The sequence below is a fragment of the Aquitalea sp. genome (assembly GCF_030150775.1).
GTDB classification, from domain to species: domain Bacteria; phylum Pseudomonadota; class Gammaproteobacteria; order Burkholderiales; family Chromobacteriaceae; genus Aquitalea; species Aquitalea denitrificans.
The window spans coordinates 66,570-86,988 of record NZ_JASLFG010000005.1 but is presented as its reverse complement, the minus strand read 5'-3'; the positions used below and the strand labels follow the sequence as shown (position 1 = coordinate 86,988).

Genomic DNA, 20,419 nt, shown 5'->3' with positions numbered 1-20,419 from the left:
ATTCGGGCGCACAACACGTTTCCGCAACAATGAAAAAACGGGAAGGCGCACCTTCCCGATCAACACCCTGCTGAGAGATTCCTGCCGCATTGCCATGCCGCATCAAGACAGCCGGGTGTGACTCCTGCGACAGTTTAACTGCTGCCACACCCGCTGCGCGATGCCGGGCTACTAGCTGCGGCGATTGCGCTGGCGGTACTGGTCCGCCACCACGGCCACCACGATGATGATGCCTTTGACGATTTCCTGGTAATAGGCGTCGATACGCAGGAAGGTGAAACCGGACGTCATGGTGCCCAGAATCAGCGCGCCGATGACGGTGCCGGTAATCTTGCCCAGGCCGCCATTGAGCGAGGTGCCACCAATCACCGCTGCGGCAATGGCATCCAGCTCATACATCATGCCCATGCCGGCCTGACCGGACACCGCCCGCGCCGACGTCACCACCCCGGCCAGCCCGGACAACAGGCCTGCCACGGTGTACACCAGGATCAAGTGACGGTTGACGTTGATGCCGGCTACCCGCGCGGCAGCGCGGTTGGCACCGATGGCGTACGTATATTTGCCGTAGCGGGTGTAGCTGAGGATGATGTGGAAGGCCAGCGCCGTCAGCAGGAAGATGATGATGGGATTGATGCCGGCACCGATGGCGGCATAGTGGTCCGACAACATGCTGATGGGTTCACCCTGGGTGTACCACTTGGCCAAACCACGGGCGGTCACCATCATGCCCAGTGTGGCGATGAAGGGCGGGATCGCCGTTTTGGCAATCACCGCGCCGTTGATCAGCCCGCACACCAGCCCCACCAGCAAGCCGGCGGCCAGCGGTGCGATTACCGGCAGGTCGGTCAGTGATGGGAATACCGCGCGGGCAAAGTCGGAAGTTTGCGCCAGACTGGCCGACACCATGGCGGTAAGTGCCACCACCGAGCCGGATGAGAGGTCGATGCCGCCCATGATGATGATCTGGGTGACGCCCACCGCGATGATGCCGATGACCGACACCTGCAGCACCATCACGATCAGTCTTTCCTTGTTGGCGATGAAGCTTTGGCCAACAAACAGCCAGCCTAATAGTTCAAATACCAGGGCCACGCCCAGCAGCACCATGAAGATGCGCGCTTCGGCGGGAAGCTTGAACCTGAACGCGCCGGACTTGGGGGATTTGCCCAGTGCTTGCGTATTGCTGATTGCCATTTTGTCTTCTCCTGCTGTTATTGTGCTTGGCTGCTCAAGCGTCTGACGCTCAACCGGCAGCCAGCGTCATGATGCTGACCTGGTCGGCATCGGCGCGATCGACAATGCCGGTCACCCGGCCCTCATGCATCACCATGATGCGGTCACTCATGCCCAGTACCTCGGGCAGCTCCGACGAAATCATGATGACGGCCACGCCCTGCCCGGCCAGCTTGCAGATCAGTTTGTGGATTTCTGCCTTGGCTCCCACGTCGATACCGCGGGTGGGTTCATCCAGAATCAGTATTTTCGGGTTGGTCAGCAGCCAGCGGCCAATCAGCACTTTTTGCTGGTTGCCACCGGACAGGTTTTCGATGCGTTCGTCCAGATTCGGCGTTTTCACCCGCAGCGTGCCGGACATGGCCGCGCACATTTCATCCAGCGCCTGCTGCCGTACGAAACCGGCCTTGAGATTGTCACCGCCCAGCACCGAGATCTGCATGTTTTCCTGAATGCTCAGGTTGAGAAAACAGCCGGTGTCCTTGCGGTCTTCGGTGAGAAAGGCCATGCCGTGCTGCATGGCCGTACGCGGCGAATCCACCGTCACCGCCTGGCCATTGATGCGGATCTGGCCGCTGCTGGCCGGGCTGACGCCAAACAGGGTTTCCGCCACATTGCTGCGGCCGGAGCCGATCAGCCCCGCCACACCCAGGATTTCCCCCTGGCGCACGGAAAAGGACACATCGTGGAATACGCCATCGAGGGTGAGGTGTTCCACTTCCAGCGCCACCTCGCCAATCGGCACGATGGTTTTGGGGAACATCTCGGTGATTTCACGCCCCACCATCATGCGGATCACTTCATCGTGGCTGAGCTGTTCCACCCGCTTGCAGCCGATGAAATGGCCATCGCGGAATACCGACACCTCGTCGGCAATCTCGAACAGCTCGTTCATCTTGTGGGTGATGTAGATGATGCCCTTGCCCTGCTCGCGCAGCATGCGCACGATGCGGAACAGGTGGGCGACTTCGTGCTCGGTCAGTGCTGAGGTGGGTTCGTCCATGATCAGCACGTCGGAGTTGTACGACACCGCACGGGCAATCTCCACCATCTGGCGGCTGGAAATGCTCAGGCTGGCCACCTTGGCTTCCGGGTCCAGATCAATCGACAGCTGGGCAAACAGCTCGCGGGTCATCTGGTACATTCTGGCGTGGTCGATCAGGCCGAAACGGTTCAGCGGCTCGCGGCGGATCCAGATATTCTCGGCAATGCTCATGAAGGGCATCAGGTTGAGTTCCTGATGAATCATGGCGATGCCGTTTTCCAGGGCATCCAGCGGCGAAGTCAGCGCGATGTCGCGACCGTGCAGGCGATAGACGCCCTGGTCCGGGATATACACCCCGGCCAGGATTTTCATCAGCGTGGACTTGCCGGCGCCGTTTTCGCCCATCAGCGCATGCACGGTACCGGCACGCAGGCGGAAGGACACATCATCCAGCGCCACCACACCGGGAAAAGCCTTGCGTACACCTTCCACTTCAATCAGCAGCGTTTCGCTGTTCACCGGCGGGTGGGACGGGGCGGCTGCCTTCGGTTTTTCCGGGGCCAGGCTCAACATGGCTTGCTCTCCTCCTTGAGTACCGGGCGACGCGCTGCTGCGGCCGCCCGCTTCAGCATTAGTTGCGCGACTGGTAGTTCTTCAAGTTGGCCGGGGTGACCAGCTCGAACGGCACCCAGATCATCGACGGCAGCTTTTCGCCACGCGACAGCTTGAGAGCGGTGTCCACCGCACCCTTGCCCTGACCGGCGGCATTCTGGAACACGGTGACTTTCAGCTCGCCGTTTTTCATCGCGGTGAGGGCATCCTGGGTGGCATCCACGCCAGCCACGATGGTTTTGTCCAGACGCTTGGCAGACTTGAGCGCCTGGATGGCACCCAGTGCCATTTCGTCGTTATTCGACACCACGGCGTCAAACTGCAGGCCGGCACTCAGCCAGTTCATCATCAGGTCGCGGCCATCGGTACGCGACCATTTGGCGGTCTGTTTTTCTACAATCTTGATGCCGTTACACGGGGCCTTGGCGATGACTTCTTCCACATCCTTGGTACGCTGGCGCGCAGCCTGGTTGGCCAGGTCGCCCATCATCACCACGATATTGCCCTTGCCCTTCATCAGGCGGCACACCTCTTTCATCTGCACGGTGCCGGATTCGGCCTCGTTGGAGCCGACAAAGGCCACCTTGGCAGGCAGAGTCTTGTCAGCCGGCATGCGGTTTACGTACACCAGCGGAATGCCGGCGCTTTGCGCCAGCTTGGTGATTTTCGGCGTGGCATCGGTATCCACCACATTGACGATGATGGCGTCCACTTTCTGGGCAATGAAGTTTTGTACCTGGCTGAGCTGACGGCCAACGTCGTTCTGCGCATCTTCAAACTGGATGTCCACACCCTTCTGGCTGCCGGCGTAGGTTTTCATGTTATTGCGCAGCACGGTGAGGAAGTTGTCGTCAAAGGCGGACATGGTCACGCCCAGTTTGGCGGCGGATGCCGGCATGGCCAGCATGGTGAGGGAAAAGAACACTGCGGAACCAGCAAGCTTGGTGATGCGTTTCATTGATGCGTCTCCTGTCCTTATGGTGTGGGTTCGATCCCGACATGCCGCCGACCGCTCATGTTGCAGTGCAATGCGATGCGCATATCGTGTTGTCGTGCAGCTAAGATAAGTGAGCGTGTTCAATATTGCAAATAAAATTTCATGCTGCATTGCACATAGAAATATTTTTCTATATTTTGCCAGATGAACCAGTTGCCCATGCTGGACAGGGTCCTGCCACAGCGCCATGCACAGCATGGCCATCCCCTTGATTTAACGGGTTTTAACCGGACACAAATGCAACAGCAAGGGCGGAAAAATGAAAAAGCCATGCCGACATGGCATGGCTACTGACTCAGCGACCAGTTGCACTGGCAACAAGCGTTTTCAGGCAACAACCGGCTGGCGCAGGCTGGCACACAAGGCGGCCAGATAGTCGTAGCCCTTCTTGGCGTATTCATAGCTGGGTGCCAGCGCCGGGTCCTGCTCGGCCTCCACCACCAGCCAGCCCCGGTAACCATGCCGTTGCAACGTGGCCAGAATGGGGGCGAAATCGATCATGCCATCACCCGGTACGGTAAACACGCCCTTGAGCACGGCATCCAGAAAGCTCCAGTTTTCTGCCTTGGCCTGTTGCATCACCGCCCGCCGTACATCCTTGCAATGCACATGCACCACCCGGTCTACATGCTTGAGCAGTTCGACATAGGCGTCGCCCCCGGCAAAAGTGATGTGGCCGGTATCAAACAGCAAGCCGACATCCGGCCCGGTGATTGACATCAGCAAGTCCAGGTCGGCACTGGTTTCGCAATAGGCACCCATGTGATGGTGATACGCCAGCGTAATGCCCCTACCCTTCAGCCAGGCAGCAAAGGCATCCAGCCGCGCGGCGTAATCCTGCCATTGCTGCTGGCTGGCAAAGCGTGGCCGTTGCGAAAGCGGCGTTTGCTGCTGCCCCTGCACCGAACCGGCCACCTCGCCATACACCAGCACCTGGCAACCATTGAACACCAGCTTGTCCACATGGGCAGTGGCCGCCACGATTTCATCTTCCACCGAGCCCTCGGCCAGATGACCGGAATGCCAGCCGGATACCACCGCCACGCCGTATTCGGCCATCTTGTCGCGCAGGGCCTGCGGGTCTTTGGGAAACTTGTTGCCCAGCTCGAAGCCGGCATAGCCGATTTCCGCGCCCTCCTGCAGACAGGTTTCCAGCGGAATATGCCCGCCCAGCTGCGGCAGGTCGTCATTGCTCCATGAAATGGGGTTGATGCCGATACGTACGTCAAATTGCTGCACTGTCTCGCTCCTTGTCTTTATATATGTTGAACGCTGGCGGCTTACTGGCGCTGACGCAGCCGGGCTTGTTCATAGTCGGCACGGGCGCTGCGTACCGCTTCGCGTTCGGACACTTCCGGAATGCCCACTTCCCACCAGCTGCCGCCTTCCGGCGTGCATTGCGGGCCATCGATGCGCAGCTGGATCAGATAACTGCGGCTGGAAGCCCGGGCGCGCACCATGGCAGCCAGCAGTTCGGCCACCGAGCCGACGGTTTCGGCCTCGGCACCCAGCGAACGGGCATTCTGGGCAAAATCGACCTGCGGGATACCATGTTCGCCATGCAGGCAGTCGGCCAGCATATTGTTGAAAGGCGCACCGCCGCAGGCCTGCTGCAAGCGGTTGATGCAGGCATAACCGGCGTTGTCCAGCAGCACCACGATGATCTTGTGACCCAGCATCACCGAGGTGGCCAGTTCATTGTTCAGCATCAAATAGCTGCCATCGCCCACCATGACGATGACTTCGCGCTCCGGCCGGGCCATCTTCACCCCCAGGCCACCGGCTACCTCGTAACCCATGCAGGAAAAGCCGTACTCCATGTGATAACCACCGGGCGTACTGGTGCGCCACAGCTTGTGCAACTCGGCCGGCAGCGTACCGGCGGCGCATACCACGATGTCGCGTTCGGCCGAATCCGCTGCCGAGGCCTGCACCGCGCCGATGGCCTCGGCATAGGTGGGCAGGCTGGCACGCGGGCTGCGCACAATCTCGTCCACCTGACGCCGCCAGCCATTGCACAGGCGCTGGCTGTGTGCGGTCCAGTCGGCATCGGCCTGCCAGCCCTCCAGCGCTGCACTCAGTGCCGCCAGCCCGACTGCAGCATCACATTGCAGGCTGTGGCCACCCCACTTGATGGCATCAAAACCATTCACATTGATGGACAGCAGCGTGGCCTGGGCATACAGCGCATGCGAGCCGGTGGTGAAATCCTGCAGCCGGCTGCCGACTGCCAGCACCAGATCCGCCTGCTCGGCCAGCTCGTTGGCGGCGGGGGAACCGGTCACACCGATGGAACCGGCCAGCAAGGGGTGATCCCAGCTCAGTGCGCCCTTGCCCGCCTGACTCTCGCCAACCGGAATACCATGTGTTTCGACAAACTGCCGTAGCGCATCCGCCCCGCCGGCGCTATACAGTACGCCGCCCCCGCAGACAATCAGCGGCCGCCTGGCCTGGCGCAGCAGACCAGCCAGAGCCGCCAGCTCGGTGGGTTCAGCTGGCGGCTGACGGAAATGGATGTCACGCTCGGCAAAGAAGGATTCTGGCCAGTCAAAGGCCTGCGCCTGCACGTCTTGCGGCAGGGCCAGCGTCACCGGGCCGCACTGGGCCGGGTCGGTGAGGGTGGCAATGGCACGCGGCAAGGCGCTCAGCAATTGGGATGGCACCACGATGCGGTCGAAGTAGCGCGATACCGGCCGCAGGCAATCCACGGCCGACACACCGCCATCCTGAAAATCTTCCACTTGCTGCAATACCGGGTCCGGTGCGCGCGAGATGAATACATCACCCGGCAACAACAGCATGGGCAGGCGGTTGACATGCGCCACCGCCGCGGCAGTAACCAGATTGGTACAACCGGGGCCGATGGAGGTGCTGATGGCCATCATGCGGCGGCGGAAATGCGCCTTGGCATAGGCGGTGGCGGCCAGTGCCATGCCCTGTTCGTTGTGGGCGCGCAAGGTGGGCAGCACCTCCTGTGCCGCCTGCAGGGCTTCGCCCAGTCCTGCCACATTGCCGTGGCCGAAAATGGCCCACACGCCGCCAAACAAGCGCTCCCGGCGGCCTTCCGGCGTGGTGACAAACTGCGCGGCCAGATAGCGCACCAGCGCCTGGGCCACGGTGAGACGTACGGTTTTCACATCCATTCTCCAGGGGGCGATGACGGCAGCTGACCGGGCGGTGCCAGCCTGTCGTCATCGAGAGTAAGGAAAAGCCTGCCACTACGATATAAGATTTGCGTCTGTTTGCAAATTATTTTTCATTTTAATTTTATTTTGAAAAACAATTTCCGCAAACTAAACCATGCTTGCTAGGGGGACAGATAGGGCGAGGCTGACATGTTCTCTGTCAGATAGAGGCGGAATTCAGCCGCCCCGATTTCCCCGCCCTGTGGCAGCACCTCCAGTGCCGTCAGCACATGCTGCAAGGCCTTGATGGCCTGGCCATCCGGGTCCTGATCGATCACCACATCCAGCAGCCCCTGCTGCAGATACTGCCGGTGGTCGTCCGACAGCTCGTGCGTTACCCAGCACACCTTGTCGTGAATGGCATAGCGGCGCAGTGCGGCTTCGATGCCGGGTGACCCCGCCCCGCTGTTGTAGATGCCGGCAATAGGCTGGCCCTGCTTGAAAGCATGGCTGACGGCGGCATAGCAGCGGTCGGCATCGTCATGGGTGGCGGTGGCCACCTGGTCACACTGCAAATGGGGAAATCCCTGCGCCAATACATCGGCACAGCCACCGGCCCGTTCCAGATGACCACGGTAATCCGGCCGGCTGGACAACAACAGCACCCGGCCCGGCTGGCGGCACAGTCGCCCCAGCAACAATCCGGCGGTGCGGCCAGCGGCGTGGTTGTCGATGCCGACATAGCGTGCCTGTGGCAGACCAGCCACATTGCTGACCACCAGTGCTACCTGCTCGCCACGCTGGGTGGCTGCTTGCAAGGCCTGCTGCACGGCTGGAGTATCCGGTGCCGCCACAATCAACCCCTGACGTGGATAGGGCCGGGGCCGCAAGGCACGCAGCATGCCGGCTTCATCCTTTTCGCCCAGGGTGTGCTGATGCACCACGACACGCCGGTCCAGCAGCAGCAATGCCTGCTGCAGCGCCTGACGCAGGCGGCGAAAGAAGGGGGAGTGGTTGTCCGGCAGCAGGATGTCGATATGAATCAGGCCATGGCGGGTGTCCGGCAGCAGTCGCGGCACCGCCAGTTCGCGCGCTGCCGCCACCACCTTGGCGCGCGCGGTGGCCGATACACTGCCCCGCTCGTTCAACACCCTATCCACCGTAGCCACGCTCACGCCGGCGGCGGCGGCAATTTCGATGAAACGGGCGGTTTTCTTGCGGCGTGGCGGCTGGCTCATGCGACTTTCCTCTGGCTTCAATCACCGTGGCAATCGGTCCACATTGACGATTTATCGTCAAATCAGCAACTGAAAAGCCTGCTTTCCTCCCCTAGAGTCAGCCTCAGCATGCCCTGCCGCAGCCCTTTTACCACAAGGCTCTAGCCGTTTGGCATTGGGTGCACTGCAACATGACGATCAGACAACACAACAAGAACTGGAGGACGACATGAAGATTGCCCTGGACCCATACATGCACCGCCACCTCAGCCTGCCGGCGCTATGCCGCAAGACGGCAGAGCTGGGTTACCGCCACCTTGAACTGTCCCCGCGCGCCGACCTGCTGCAATGGTGGGCCATGCCACGTGCCAATGGTGAACGACTGGCCGGTTTCAAGCAGGCGATGCGTGAATACGGGGTGGGTCTGGCCACGCTGCAACCGATGTATCGCTGGTCCAGCCCTTTCGAGGATGAACGCCAGGCGGCGATGAAATACTGGAAACGTGCCATCGAAATCGCGGTGGAGCTGGAATGCGACACCTTGATTTCCGAATTCGGTCGCGGTGCGTCGCCGGAGCGTTCGGTGGGACTAGGTGCCGGCATCAATACGCCAGAGCAATGCGAAGCCGCGTTCTGGCGTTCGATGGACGAGCTGGTGCCGATTTTCGAGCGCGAAGGCCTGCAGCTGTCGATCGAGCCACATCCGGAAGACTGGGTGGAAACCTTCCAGCCAGCGCTGGATATCGTGCAAGTGATTGGCTCACCCAATGTGAAGCTGTCCTATATCGCACCGCACACCTTCTATTACGGCGACGACATGGCCGCCATGCTGCGCGCCGCCGCACCAGTACTGGCTCATGTACGCGTGGCCGACACCTTCAACCACAAGGCGTCCTCCGGCCTGCGCTACATCGTCAACCCGCCGGGTGCCAATGTGCGGGTGCATCAGCATCTGGATATCGGCCAGGGAGAAATTGACTGGGATGTGTTTTTTGCCACCCTGGCCGCCATCGGGTTTGACGGTGTGCTGTCCTCCTGCGTGTTTGCCTGGGAGGAACGCGCCGACGAATCGTCGCGCTTCATGCTGAGCGAAATGCAGCGTTATCTGGACCAGTACTTTCAACAAAAGTAAGCCCCCACCCTCACCCGCAGAAAGACCACCATGAGCCACCGCATCCGTTTTGCCATCAACCGCATCAGCGCGCCACGCCTGTCCTTTCCCGACTATCTGGCCATGTGCCAACGGCTGGGCGTATCCGACATCGAAATCCGCAACGACCTCAACGGCGTGGAAATCAGCAATGGCACCCAGGCCACCCAGTTGCGTGATGCCGCCGCCGAAGCCGGCGTTACCATCTGCACCATCAATGCGCTCTACCCGTTTGATGTGTTTGATGCCGACCTGCAACAGCGCGCCGTGCAATTGGCCGCCTACGCCCGCGACTGTGGCGCGCAGGCACTGGTGATGTGCCCGCTCAACAGCCGCGATGACGCGCGCACGGCCAGCCAGCGTCAGCAGGATCTGATCCATGCGCTCAAACAGCTCAAGCCGATTCTGGACGACCACGGCATCAGCGGGCTGGTGGAGCCGCTGGGCTTCGAGGAATGTGCACTGCGCCGCAAATCAGCAGCCGTCACCGCCATTTACGCCGCCGCTGGTGAGCGCCACTTCCGCCTGGTACACGATACCTTCCATCACCATCTGGCCTGCGAAGACATTTTCTTCCCGGAGCTGACCGGGCTGGTGCACATCTCCGGCGTGGAATCCACCACGCTGGCCAGCACGGAAATGCGCGACGGCCACCGCGTGCTGGTGGGCAGCGCCGACCGGCTGGGCAATATTCCGCAGCTGAAAGAGCTGCTGGCCCGTGGCTATCAGGGCGTGGTGTCGTTCGAACCCTTTGCCAACGAGATCATGGAAGCAGCGGACAGCGAAACCCTGCTGCGTAACAGCATGGATTACATCCGCCAGCAACTGGCCAGCTAAACCCGCACATCACACAACAAGCAAGACCAAGGAGACAAACATGAGTTTAGCCATTGGCGTCATCGGCACCGGAGCCATCGGACAGGACCACATCCGCCGCATCAGCCAGACCCTATCCGGCGCACAGGTGCTTGCCGTCCACGACATCAACCCCTTGCAGGCCAAGGCCACGGTTGATCAATACCTGCTGGCCGCCACCGTGCACGACAGCGCACTGGCGCTGATCCGCGACCCGGCAGTGGAGGCAGTACTGGTCACGTCCTGGGGCCCCAGTCATGAAGAATTTGTACTGGCCGCCATTGCCGCCGGCAAACCGGTGTTCTGCGAAAAGCCGCTGGCCGTCACTGCCGAGGGCTGCATGCGCATCGTCGAGGCTGAGCGTGCCCACGGCAAACGGCTGGTGCAAGTGGGCTTCATGCGCCCATACGACGCCGGTTACCGTGCGCTCAAACAGGTGCTGAACGACGGACGTATCGGCGCGCCGCTGATGCTGCACTGCGCCCATCGCAACCCATCAGTAGGCGAAGGCTATACCACGCCAATGGCGATTACTGACACGCTGATTCACGAGCTGGACGTGCTGCGCTGGCTGCTGGATGAGGACTATGTATCAGCGCAGGTGGTGTTTCCGCGCAAGAGCAGCTATGCCCTGCCGCATCTGGCCGACCCGCAGATCGTGCTGCTGGAAACCCGCAGCGGCGTACGCATCGACGTGGAAATCTTCGTCAACTGCCAGTATGGCTATGACATCCAGTGCCAGATTGTCGGGGAAACCGGCATTGCCAGCCTGCCGGAGCCGTCCAGCGTGCCGCTACGCAGTGCGGCCAGCTATTCCAGCGCCATCCTCACCGACTGGAAACAGCGCTTCATCGCCGCTTACGACGTCGAGCTGCAAGCCTTTATCGATGGCGTGCAGGCCGGCTCTCTCACCGGCCCCTCCGCCTGGGATGGCTATGCCGCCGCCGTGGCAGCAGATGCCTGCGTGCTGGCTCAGCAAAGCGGTGCCGTGGTTGGCATCAGCATGCCGGAGCGTCCTGAGTTCTACTGATTTTCCCTGCGTTCTCTGCAGCACACTTCCTCGGACTTGCCACGGTGGCTAACCGCCACTGTGGCTTTTTTCATGGCGCACCGAAGAATCCAAACTACCCAAGCTGGACAAATAAGCATGCTCAACAAAAGTAGTGCTTTCCACCATCCAAACCTGATGGAGACTTATTATATTTACTCAGTTCCTCCCTCATGATTCGATCAAAAAAATGAGGGAAAAAAGCAATAAAAAAAAGATACAAATACGAATAAGGCGTTATTAAACTGCGCGAATACAAACAAAGCTCTGTAAAATTTTTATTTTTACTTCTATGATGATCGTGGTGTAACGAATTGCCATACAACAAAATCGCCTGTATCAAACAATCATGACTCCACGAGTATGAAGTGAACTGAAAATCACCCTCAACTGCTGACAAGCCATAATGCTGCACATATGAAATAACACCATATGAAAGATGAACAAGAAAGATAACAATGAGCAAAAGGAATGCTACTTTACCATTTGCACAAACAATGTAAATCCACAAAGCGCACGATAGCAATAATCGTAAAGTAATAAAAAATCGAATCAAACGTATATCACACAGCACCAGCTGATTTAAATGCCACACATCACGCACAACCCAGATCGGCCTACACAATAGAAATTCATAAACACTAATTCCAACATTCCCATAATCACTTGACCCATCATGCCCCTCCCTCACATGATGCACCAGATAATCCTCCTTAAAAATCGGAAACACAAACAAAATAAGCAAAGCTTCACAGTACAATTTAGTCAAAACATCTTTACGATGAATCATTTCATGAAGAACTGGCAAATTCAAAGAAGCAACCAACCACAAAATGGATCAATACTATCCCAACGGCGATACTCGTACTCCTCACATACGACATGCTGGCCACCAGACAAATAATCGAAAACTGGATTTTCACCGGAAAATTACTCACCAATTTAAAGACGAAACCATCAACGGAAAAAACATTTAAGTCGGTTCGCATTTTTCTTATCAAACCATTCGTATCGACAACTTCAGAAAAATCGAACAATTTATTATTCAAGCTATTCACCAGATCCATCAGCATTCTCCATCCTGATCGACGACACCACTGACTCGCCACAACTACACTCGGCCAATATCATCCAAAAAAATTGTTGGCATTGTTCACAACAAATACGATGTAGGTAATTGGGTTCTAGCAGTTCGAAATCATCAATGAACTGAGATTTACAATAAGGGCAATAAAATTCCATTTGTAATTCCAATTAAAATTCCAATGGAATTTATCACAGTTAGCTTTTATGCAAATAATGATTGTCCCTATCAAAATAACTGCCAGCACCAGTTGACTTCTGCTTGCCAGGCTGAATACGCACACGCATGCCAGCACTATCTGCAAAGTCACGTGGCAGAGCGCTGGAGTCATCCGAGCCTCCATCTGCGTCAAGCAGAGACGCCGTAGCTTGATACGGCGATGCATCTGATGCTGCGCTTCTGCGGAAGCGGGGCAGGCCAGATCTGATGCATTGGAAAATATATTTCCAAAAAATTATTTTCAGAATTTTTTTTCTAACATATACTCATCAGCAAGCAGACCAGCCCGCAGCACGGTTGGCCAACAACACGCATGAGGAGACAGCAATGACCGCAGTAGCCCTGTTCGGAGCCGGCCGTATCGGCAAGATCCACGCCGCCAACCTGGCAGCCCAGCCCGGTGCACGCCTGAAGTATGTCGTCGATACCCACCAGCCTTCGGCGCAGGAACTGGCTGCGCAATACGGTGCCAGCGTGAGCGACATCGACAGCGCGCTGGCCGACCCGGAAGTGGGTGCAGTGGTGATTGCCTCCAGTACCGATACCCATGCCGACCTCATCCTGCGTGCCGCCGCGCGCGGCAAGGCCATCTTCTGTGAAAAGCCGGTAGACCTGACCCTGGAACGCGCTCGCCAGTGCGCCGCTGCGGTGAAAGAAGCAGGCGTGGCCTGCCTGATCGGCTTCCAGCGCCGTTACGACCCCACTTTTGCCGCGGTGAAAGCACGCATCGAGGCCGGCGAAATCGGCCAGCCGGAAGTATTGGTGGTCACCAGCCGCGACCCCGGCGCACCGCCGGTGGACTACATCAAGCGCTCCGGCGGCATTTTCAAGGACATGCTGATTCACGACTTCGACATCTGCCGCTGGATTCTGGCCGACGAAGCTGTCAGCGTGCAGGCCACGGCCAGTGTGCTGACCGACCCGGCCATTGGCGAGGCAGGGGACGCCGACACCACTGCCGTCACCATTCGCACCCGCTCCGGCCGCCTGTGCCAGATCAACACCAGCCGCCGTGCCGCTTACGGCTATGACCAGCGCTTTGAAGTGCTGGGCAGCCTGGGCATGTTGCAGGCCGGTAATCACCGCCCTACCGAAGTCACCGCCTATGGTGGCCAGCACGTCAGCACCGATCTGCCGGAACACTTTTTCCTGGAACGCTACCGCGCTGCCTACGCACTGGAAATGGCTCACTTCTTCGATGTGGTGCAGCACGGTGCCACCCCGCGCACCACGGTGGAAGACGGCGTCAAGGCGCTGGAGCTGGCAGATGCCGCTACCCGCTCCTGGCAGGAAAACCGTCTGATCAGCCTGTAAGCCTTCCCTTCCTCTATCACATGCCCGCCGCACCCTGTCGGCGGGCCGGGAGAAGTCATGTCTGAACTCAATATCGGCATTGTTGGCCTGGGTCGGCTGGGCCGTCGTCATGCGCTGAACCTGCGCGACCGCATCCGTGGCGCGCGACTGGTGGCTGCATGCTCACCGGTGGATGAAGAATTGGGCTGGGCCGCAGAAAACCTGCCCGGCGTCCACCGCCACCACACGCTGGATGCCATGCTGGCCGAGCCTGATGTCGAGGCCGTGTTTCTGGTTACCCCCACCGCGCTGCATGCCGAGCAGATCATCTCCTGCCTGCGCGCCGGCAAGCATGTGTTCTGCGAAAAACCGCTGGCCTTGAATGTGGAAGATTGCCGCAAGGTGGAGGCCGCCGCTGCAGAGTACCCGCAGCTCAAGGCCATGGTGGGTTTTGTACGCCGCTTTGATGCCAGCTATCAGGATGCAGCGGACAAGCTGCAGCAAGGTGCTGTGGGCCAGCCTTATCTATTGCGCTCGCAAACCTGCGACCTGAACGACGAAAACGGCTTTTTCGTCAAGTTTGCCCCCAGCAGCGGCGGCATTTTCATGGATTGCAGCATTCACGACATCGACCTGGCGCGCTGGCTGCTGGGCTCGCCCAAGCCGGTGCGTGTCTGGGCCACCGGCACCAATGCGCTACACCCGGCGCTGGCCGATTGCGGTGACGTGGACAATGGCGTGGCCATGCTGGAATTTGCCGATGGCAAACTGGCTTGCTTCTATGCCTCGCGCACCCAGGCGCATGGCCATGAAACCCTGACCGAAATCTTTGCCACCGCCGGACGACTGACCGTAGGAGCCAATCCGCGCGCCAACCGGGTGGACATCAGCGATGCCCATGGCGTGCGCAATGAATGCGTACAGGACTTCTACCAGCGCTTTGCCGAGGCCTTTGTCAGCGAAGCCCAGCACTTTGTCGATGCCGTGCGGCACGACCAGCCTTTGGCGCTCAGCCTGGCCGATGCTACCGAAGCCACCCGCATCGGCCTGGCCATCACCCAGGCACTGCGCAGCAAGCAGGTGGTGGAGCTGTAGGCTGCGTGTCTGCCTGCAAAAAGCCCTTGCTTCACAGCAAGGGCTTTTGTCATTCCATGAGCGGCCAAAACCACCTGAACTCAGGGCCGCATGCTGCCCTGCTCCACCAGTCGCTCATGCCAGGACAGTGCCTCGCCCAGCAGATGCGGGGTGTGCTTGCCCTTGCTGTCGCGGCAGGCACGGTCGAAGTAATCCTGCAGCAGCGGGCGGTAGTCCGGGTGAGCGCAATTGGCAATCACGCTGCGCGCGCGCTGCTTGGGCGACAGTCCGCGCAAATCGGCCAGGCCCTGCTCGGTGACGACGATGCAGACATCGTGCTCGGTGTGGTCGACATGGCTGACCATGGGTACGATGCAGGAAATCGCCCCGTTCTTGGCGGTGCTGGGGGTGACAAAACAGGACAGGAAGCCATTGCGGGCAAAATCGCCGGAGCCGCCAATACCGTTGATGATGGAGGTGCCGGCCACATGGGTAGAGTTGACGTTGCCATACAGGTCCGCTTCCACCATGCCGTTGATACCGATGCAGCCCAGGCGGCGCACCAGTTCGGCATGATTGGAGATTTCCTGCGGTCGCAGCACGATGCGTTCGCGGTAGTGGTCGATATTGCGGGCAAACTCCTGCACCCCTTCCGGGCTGAGCGACAGCGCAGTGGCTGAGGCCATGCAGATGGTGTCGGTGCGGATCAAATCCAGCATGCCGTCCTGAATCACCTCGGTAAACGCTGTCAGATTGGTGAAACCGCCATCACGCAGGCCACCCAGCACCGCATTGGCAATATTGCCCACGCCGGATTGCAGCGGCAGCAGGCTTTCCGGCAGGCGGCCCACCTTGATTTCATGCTTGAGGAATTCCACCAGATGGCTGGCAATGCGCTGGCTGGTTTCGTCCGGAGCGCTAAAGCGTCCCAGCCGGTCCGGCGCATGGGTTTCCACCACCGCCACCACCTTGGCCGGGTCCACCCGCAGATAAGGTTCGCCAATACGGTCGCCGGCCTGGGTCAGCGGAATGGGCTGGCGATTGGGCGGCAGTGCGGTGCCGTAATAGATGTCATGCATGCCATCCAGCCCCAAAGGCTGGGTGCTGTTGACTTCCAGAATCACCTTGTCGGCCAGGTCCAGCCAGGTTTTGTTGTTGCCGATGGAGGTGGACGGAATCAGCCGGCCATCAGGCAGGATGCCAGCCACTTCCACTACGGCCACGTCGATTTTGCCGAGGAAGCCGAACCAGGTGTACTGCGCCACCTGGCCCAGATGCACGTCCATATAGTCGATCTCGCCGCGGTTGATGCGCGCGCGCAGCTCCGGGTCGGACTGGTATGGCAGGCGAAAATCAATGCCACCCGCCTTGGCCAGTGCGCCGTCCAGCTCCGGCGCGGTGGAGGCACCGGTCAACACGCGTAGCGCAAATTTCTCGCCACGGCCTTGGGCAGCTTCGATACGGCCAGCCAGCGCCAGCGGCACCGCCTTGGGATAGCCCGAGCCGGTAAACCCGCTCATGCCTACGGTCATGCCGGGCTGGATTTGTGCGGCGGCATGTTCTGCCGACATGATTTTCCCTGCCAGTCCGGCATGGTGGATACGTCTTTCCAATTGTTGTTCCCTTGCAATTTCCGGCCTGTTGGCGGCCTGGTGTTTTATTGAGCGTTGCGCCGGTCTGACAGGGCCGGCTTGTCTGCGGTTGCCGACTTTGTATTTACGTTCACGTCAGCAGACCAAGCCTGCTACTAAAGCAGCTTCTGCCAGCGACCGGAAAACAAATCAGACAAAACATGATCCAGATCAAAACCTGTTTGACGCGGCGTGATATAGGGTAGCCCTTGGTTTTTCGCCCCATAAAAATGTCATTTGAATTTAATTGCCTGCAAAATTAAATTTATTGTCATATTCGCCATGCCATAGCCTTCCGCCAGCTCAATCCACCAGGGCAACGCAATCGGCTGCACTCCTTCCCTCTTGTTCTGTATCAAATTTGCATCAAGCATCCATATTTAGCCGTCATAGCAGGAATTTCGACTGCGAATGCTGGCTTTCATGATTAAACATTGTTAGCTTTTACTGGTTTTGGTAAACCAACCAAATACCATGTCAGCAACCCTACCATTCGAAGACACCAGCCCGGCCCCAGCCGACAAAGATAGCCGCAGCCGCTTGATTGAGGCGGCACTGGAAGTACTGCTGCGCGACGGCATCATGGGATTCAGCCAAAGCAAGGTAGCCCGGCAGGCCGGTCTGCGGCAAAGCCATCTGACCTACTACTTTCCCACCCGCAACGATCTGCTGACCGTTGTGGTGGAACATGGCTGCCAATTGGTCATCAATGCCCAGGGGTGCACCGGGCAGGCAGCGGAACTCAGCCTCAGCAACTTTCGCGTGCAGATGTGCAATAACGTCTGCGACAGCCGCATTGCCCGACTGATGGTGGCAGTCACCGTTGCAGCCGAAACCGACCCCAGGCTCAAGCACTGGCTGAGCGACTTTGACCGTCGCATGCTGAACAACAAGAAAGAAGCATTCCTGCAGTACGGCATCACCTGCAGCCCTGACGAACTGGCGCTGTTTCACAGCACCATTGCCGGCATAGCGCTGCGCAACCTGAACAGCTGCACCCCGGAAGACCACGCAGAAGCACGACATCGCTTTTTGCTGGCCTTTGACCGGCTGATCCTTGCGTCACATCCGGTGCAAAAATCAGAAAAATCTTAAGAATCAACTCGCCCATAAGGCAGGACAATGCCGAGACCCTTCATCCGGGCATGGCATGAAATGAAACAGGAGCATCATGATGCATCCCACTTACTCCCCCGGCCGGCAACAACGTCACCGGGTTCTGACCGCACAACGGGCCCTGCTGCCCCTGCTGTTGAGCCTTGGCCTGGCAGGCTGCACGCTGACACCGCCCACCCGCACTCCGCAGATCGTCGATAGCCAGGTTCACGGCTACGACAGCAAACAGGCCGAGCAGCACACCGCCGCCAGCCCCACAGGCATAGGCAATAGCGGCATTTCCCAACACCTGGCCTATGGCCAGCAATTGCCTGCCGAATGGTGGCAGCTGTTCCGTTCTCCGGCACTGGACAAAATGGTGCGCGAGGCCTTGCAGAACAACCCCAGCCTGACAGCTGCGCGCGCAGCACTGAAGCAGGCTGAGGAAAACTACAACGCCGCATCCGGCTCGCTGCAATACCCGTCGGTCAGTGGCCAGTTGGGGGGCAGTCGCCAGCAACAGTTGCTATCCGGCAGCACACCTAGCGATTACAACGTGCTGAGTGCCGGACTGAATGTGTCCTACACGCTGGATCTGTTTGGTGCCAACCGTCAGCAGCTGCTGGGACTGATGGCTGCCACCGACTATCAGCGCTATCAGATGGAAGCCACTTACCAGACCCTGATCTTCAACGTGGTGACCACCGCCATTCAGGAAGCGTCCCAACGCGCCCAGCTACAAGCTACCCAGACCATGCTGGCTGCCAGCGAGCAGCAGCTGCGCATCGTGGAACAGCAGGCCAAGCTGGGGGCGGTAGCCCGCAGCAACGTGCTGTCACAAGCCACCCTGGTGGCACAAACTCGCGCCCAGTTGTCGCCACTGGAAAAAGCGCTGGATCTCACCCGACACCAGTTGGCAGTCTATGTGGGCAAGTTGCCATCAGATGGCGACCTGCCGGAATTCACGCTGGACAGCCTGCAGCTGCCTGCAGAACTGCCCGTTTCCCTCCCCTCAGAACTGGTACGCCAGCGACCGGATATCCGTGCCAGCGAGGCACTGCTGCAACAGGCTGGTGCCGCTGTCGGTGTGGCAACAGCCAATCAGTATCCGCAAATCAGCCTCACCGGCAGCTTTACCCGCGAGCGCCTGTTTGTCGGGCCGGCCACCACGGGATTAAGCCTGTGGAGTCTGGGTACCAGTGTCAGCCAGTCGCTGTTTGACGGTGGAGCCCTGCGCGCCAAGAAGCGTGGCGCAGAGGCTGCATTCGAACAAGCCCAGGCCCAGTACCGGGAAACCGTGCTCAAGGGCTTCCAGAACGTGGCTGACAGCCTGCGGGCTGTCAGTGCCGATGCCAGCACGCTGCAGGCGCAGACCGAAGCCGAAGCCCAGGCACGCGAAACCCTGCAGTTGACGGAAAAACGCTTTCGCCTGGGTGCGGTCAGCCAGTTGGCCCTGCTGGATGCCCAGCGCACCTGGCAGCAGTCGCGCATCAATCTGATCAGCGCCAGCGCCAGCCGCCATGCCGATTCCGCCGCACTGTTCCTGGCGCTGGGAGGTGGCTGGTGGAACCGCAGCACCACCCCCGGCAATGCCGATCAGTCTGCCCAGGCCCGCCCCTGAGCACGGCCCGCTAATAACACGCAATCTAGAGATAAAAAGGAAAGCAATATGACCAAGCGAATGTTCATCATGCTGGGAGGCATAGTGTTGCTGGTGGTGGTACTGGGGCTGGGCTTCTTCATGCACATCCGCAGCCTGATGGCCGCCGCTCCCAAGCCTGCTCCGCAGGTAGTCAGCACCGTGACGGCCCGCATCAGCCAATGGCAGCCGCAACTCAAGTCTGTCGGTACCCTCAGCGCCCAGCATGGAGTGGATATCAGCAGCGAAGTGGCCGGCCAGGTACGCAGCGTCCATTTCCAGTCCGGTCAGGACGTCAAGTCCGGTGAGCTGCTGATCCAGCTGAATGCCGACTCCGACATCGCCCAGCTGCATGCACTGGAAGCGGCAGCAGAACTGGCTGCCATCACCCTGAAACGCGATCAGGCCCAACTGGCGGTGCAAGGGGTATCCCAAGCCCAGGTGGACAATGATGCCGCCGACCTGAAAAGCAAGAAGGCACAAGTGGCGCAACAGGCTGCGCTGGTGGCCAAGAAAACCATCCGCGCCCCGTTTGCCGGTCGGGTGGGCATCACCAGCGTCAACCCGGGCCAGTACCTGAATGCCGGCGACAAGATTGTCACCCTGCAGCAGATCGACCCCATCCATATCGACTTCAACTTGCCGCAAAGCCAGCTGGCGGTTATTCGTACCGGCCAGAAAGTGGTGGTTCAGACCGACGGAACTGCCGACAAGCAGTTTGTCGGCAGCGTGAATGCCATCAATCCCAAGGTAGACACCAGCACCCGCAACGTGCAGGTGCAGGCACTGATTGCCAACCCGGGCCGCAAACTGCTGCCAGGCATGTTTGCCAATGCCAGCCTGGATACCGGCAAGCAACAGCCCTACCTCACCCTGCCGCAAACCGCCATTACTTATAATGCTTACGGCTCCACCGTGTTTGTGGTGGTGCCGGCCGGCAAGGATGCATCCGCAGCAGCGGGCAGCCTGGTAGCCAAGCAGGTCTTCGTCCAGACCGGTGCCACCCGCGGTGACCAGGTGGCGATTGTCCACGGCGTGAAGGAAGGTGATCAGGTTGTCAGCTCGGGTCAGGTCAAGCTGAAGAACGGAACAGCAGTTGCCATCAACAACAGCGTACAGCCGGCCAACAACCCCAATCCGACTCCGCAGGAACAGTAAG

17 protein-coding genes are annotated in these 20,419 nt (G+C 59.3%); 8 read left to right on the top strand and 9 right to left on the bottom strand.

Going from position 1 to position 20,419, the window contains the following annotated elements; genetic code table 11:
- Window positions 1-171: 171 nt before the first annotated feature.
- The 6 genes from QVF59_RS02385 to QVF59_RS02360 form a co-directional block, all read right to left on the bottom strand.
- On the bottom strand, window positions 172-1,197 hold the full coding sequence (locus tag QVF59_RS02385) for an ABC transporter permease (RefSeq protein WP_089084898.1): 1,026 nt from the start codon (window positions 1,195-1,197) through the stop codon (window positions 172-174).
- Between the two features lie 49 nt (window positions 1,198-1,246).
- Complete coding sequence (locus tag QVF59_RS02380) at window positions 1,247-2,794, bottom strand: sugar ABC transporter ATP-binding protein (protein ID WP_287877165.1); 1,548 nt, start codon at window positions 2,792-2,794, stop codon at window positions 1,247-1,249.
- A 58-nt stretch (window positions 2,795-2,852) separates the two neighbouring features.
- Entirely contained in the window at window positions 2,853-3,791 is a 939-nt protein-coding gene (locus QVF59_RS02375) for a sugar ABC transporter substrate-binding protein (protein WP_059285638.1), read from the bottom strand.
- Window positions 3,792-4,157: 366 nt separating this feature from the next.
- Entirely contained in the window at window positions 4,158-5,069 is a 912-nt protein-coding gene (iolE, locus tag QVF59_RS02370; RefSeq protein ID WP_287877162.1) for a myo-inosose-2 dehydratase, read from the bottom strand.
- Between the two features lie 41 nt (window positions 5,070-5,110).
- A complete protein-coding gene (gene iolD / locus QVF59_RS02365) occupies window positions 5,111-6,967 on the bottom strand; it encodes a 3D-(3,5/4)-trihydroxycyclohexane-1,2-dione acylhydrolase (decyclizing) (RefSeq protein ID WP_287877161.1) in 1,857 nt (618 codons plus the stop codon).
- A 170-nt stretch (window positions 6,968-7,137) separates the two neighbouring features.
- On the bottom strand, window positions 7,138-8,193 hold the full coding sequence (locus QVF59_RS02360) for a LacI family DNA-binding transcriptional regulator (protein WP_287877160.1): 1,056 nt from the start codon (window positions 8,191-8,193) through the stop codon (window positions 7,138-7,140).
- 208 nt (window positions 8,194-8,401) lie between these two features.
- Between QVF59_RS02360 and QVF59_RS02355 the strand changes: the two genes are divergently transcribed.
- The 3 genes from QVF59_RS02355 to iolG (QVF59_RS02345) are packed head-to-tail and all read left to right on the top strand — an operon-like array spanning window position 8,402 to window position 11,207.
- Window positions 8,402-9,304: a sugar phosphate isomerase/epimerase family protein gene (locus QVF59_RS02355; protein ID WP_287877158.1), complete on the top strand. Its 903-nt coding sequence runs from the start codon at window positions 8,402-8,404 to the stop codon at window positions 9,302-9,304.
- Between the two features lie 30 nt (window positions 9,305-9,334).
- Window positions 9,335-10,159, top strand: coding sequence for a TIM barrel protein (locus tag QVF59_RS02350; protein ID WP_287877156.1), 825 nt, complete (start codon window positions 9,335-9,337; stop codon window positions 10,157-10,159).
- A 40-nt stretch (window positions 10,160-10,199) separates the two neighbouring features.
- The gene (gene iolG, locus QVF59_RS02345) at window positions 10,200-11,207 is read left to right on the top strand and encodes a bifunctional inositol 2-dehydrogenase/D-chiro-inositol 1-dehydrogenase (RefSeq protein WP_287877154.1); all 1,008 of its coding nucleotides are present in this window, start codon (window positions 10,200-10,202) and stop codon (window positions 11,205-11,207) included.
- Window positions 11,208-11,328: 121 nt separating this feature from the next.
- On the opposite strand, the gene QVF59_RS02340 is transcribed toward iolG (QVF59_RS02345), so the two are convergent.
- Complete coding sequence (locus tag QVF59_RS02340; RefSeq protein ID WP_287877152.1) at window positions 11,329-12,015, bottom strand: fatty acid desaturase; 687 nt, start codon at window positions 12,013-12,015, stop codon at window positions 11,329-11,331.
- A gap of 1 nt (window position 12,016) precedes the next feature.
- Entirely contained in the window at window positions 12,017-12,292 is a 276-nt protein-coding gene (locus tag QVF59_RS02335; RefSeq protein WP_287877150.1) for a hypothetical protein, read from the bottom strand.
- A 563-nt stretch (window positions 12,293-12,855) separates the two neighbouring features.
- Between QVF59_RS02335 and iolG (QVF59_RS02330) the strand changes: the two genes are divergently transcribed.
- Both iolG (QVF59_RS02330) and QVF59_RS02325 read left to right on the top strand, forming a co-directional pair.
- Entirely contained in the window at window positions 12,856-13,842 is a 987-nt protein-coding gene (gene iolG / locus QVF59_RS02330) for an inositol 2-dehydrogenase (RefSeq protein ID WP_287877148.1), read from the top strand.
- A gap of 57 nt (window positions 13,843-13,899) precedes the next feature.
- Entirely contained in the window at window positions 13,900-14,916 is a 1,017-nt protein-coding gene (locus QVF59_RS02325) for a Gfo/Idh/MocA family oxidoreductase (protein WP_287877146.1), read from the top strand.
- Window positions 14,917-14,996: 80 nt separating this feature from the next.
- Here the strand turns inward: QVF59_RS02325 and scpC are convergent, their stop codons facing one another.
- Complete coding sequence (gene scpC, locus QVF59_RS02320) at window positions 14,997-16,508, bottom strand: succinyl-CoA:acetate CoA-transferase ScpC (protein WP_502866791.1); 1,512 nt, start codon at window positions 16,506-16,508, stop codon at window positions 14,997-14,999.
- Window positions 16,509-17,000: 492 nt separating this feature from the next.
- Here scpC and QVF59_RS02315 point away from each other — a divergent pair, with 492 nt between their 5' ends.
- From QVF59_RS02315 to QVF59_RS02305, 3 genes are all read left to right on the top strand, one after another.
- Window positions 17,001-17,621: a TetR/AcrR family transcriptional regulator gene (locus QVF59_RS02315; RefSeq protein WP_287877144.1), complete on the top strand. Its 621-nt coding sequence runs from the start codon at window positions 17,001-17,003 to the stop codon at window positions 17,619-17,621.
- Window positions 17,622-17,697: 76 nt separating this feature from the next.
- A complete protein-coding gene (locus QVF59_RS02310; RefSeq protein WP_287877142.1) occupies window positions 17,698-19,242 on the top strand; it encodes an efflux transporter outer membrane subunit in 1,545 nt (514 codons plus the stop codon).
- A gap of 48 nt (window positions 19,243-19,290) precedes the next feature.
- Window positions 19,291-20,418, top strand: a complete 1,128-nt coding sequence (locus QVF59_RS02305) for an efflux RND transporter periplasmic adaptor subunit (protein WP_159878784.1) — start codon at window positions 19,291-19,293, stop codon at window positions 20,416-20,418.
- Window position 20,419: the final 1 nt, after the last annotated feature.

What these genes read in the sequence shown, in the direction of transcription:
- QVF59_RS02335 (WP_287877150.1), bottom strand. Translation starts at nt 12,292, where the DNA reads ATGGATCTGGTGAATAGCTTGAATAATAAATTGTTCGATTTTTCTGAA.
- QVF59_RS02305 (WP_159878784.1), top strand. Translation starts at nt 19,291, where the DNA reads ATGACCAAGCGAATGTTCATCATGCTGGGAGGCATAGTGTTGCTGGTG.
- QVF59_RS02375 (WP_059285638.1), bottom strand. Translation starts at nt 3,791, where the DNA reads ATGAAACGCATCACCAAGCTTGCTGGTTCCGCAGTGTTCTTTTCCCTC.
- QVF59_RS02360 (WP_287877160.1), bottom strand. Translation starts at nt 8,193, where the DNA reads ATGAGCCAGCCGCCACGCCGCAAGAAAACCGCCCGTTTCATCGAAATT.
- QVF59_RS02325 (WP_287877146.1), top strand. Translation starts at nt 13,900, where the DNA reads ATGTCTGAACTCAATATCGGCATTGTTGGCCTGGGTCGGCTGGGCCGT.
- QVF59_RS02355 (WP_287877158.1), top strand. Translation starts at nt 8,402, where the DNA reads ATGAAGATTGCCCTGGACCCATACATGCACCGCCACCTCAGCCTGCCG.
- QVF59_RS02380 (WP_287877165.1), bottom strand. Translation starts at nt 2,794, where the DNA reads ATGTTGAGCCTGGCCCCGGAAAAACCGAAGGCAGCCGCCCCGTCCCAC.
- QVF59_RS02315 (WP_287877144.1), top strand. Translation starts at nt 17,001, where the DNA reads ATGTCAGCAACCCTACCATTCGAAGACACCAGCCCGGCCCCAGCCGAC.
- QVF59_RS02340 (WP_287877152.1), bottom strand. Translation starts at nt 12,015, where the DNA reads ATGATTCATCGTAAAGATGTTTTGACTAAATTGTACTGTGAAGCTTTG.
- iolG (WP_287877148.1), top strand. Translation starts at nt 12,856, where the DNA reads ATGACCGCAGTAGCCCTGTTCGGAGCCGGCCGTATCGGCAAGATCCAC.
- QVF59_RS02350 (WP_287877156.1), top strand. Translation starts at nt 9,335, where the DNA reads ATGAGCCACCGCATCCGTTTTGCCATCAACCGCATCAGCGCGCCACGC.
- QVF59_RS02310 (WP_287877142.1), top strand. Translation starts at nt 17,698, where the DNA reads ATGATGCATCCCACTTACTCCCCCGGCCGGCAACAACGTCACCGGGTT.
- QVF59_RS02385 (WP_089084898.1), bottom strand. Translation starts at nt 1,197, where the DNA reads ATGGCAATCAGCAATACGCAAGCACTGGGCAAATCCCCCAAGTCCGGC.
- iolG (WP_287877154.1), top strand. Translation starts at nt 10,200, where the DNA reads ATGAGTTTAGCCATTGGCGTCATCGGCACCGGAGCCATCGGACAGGAC.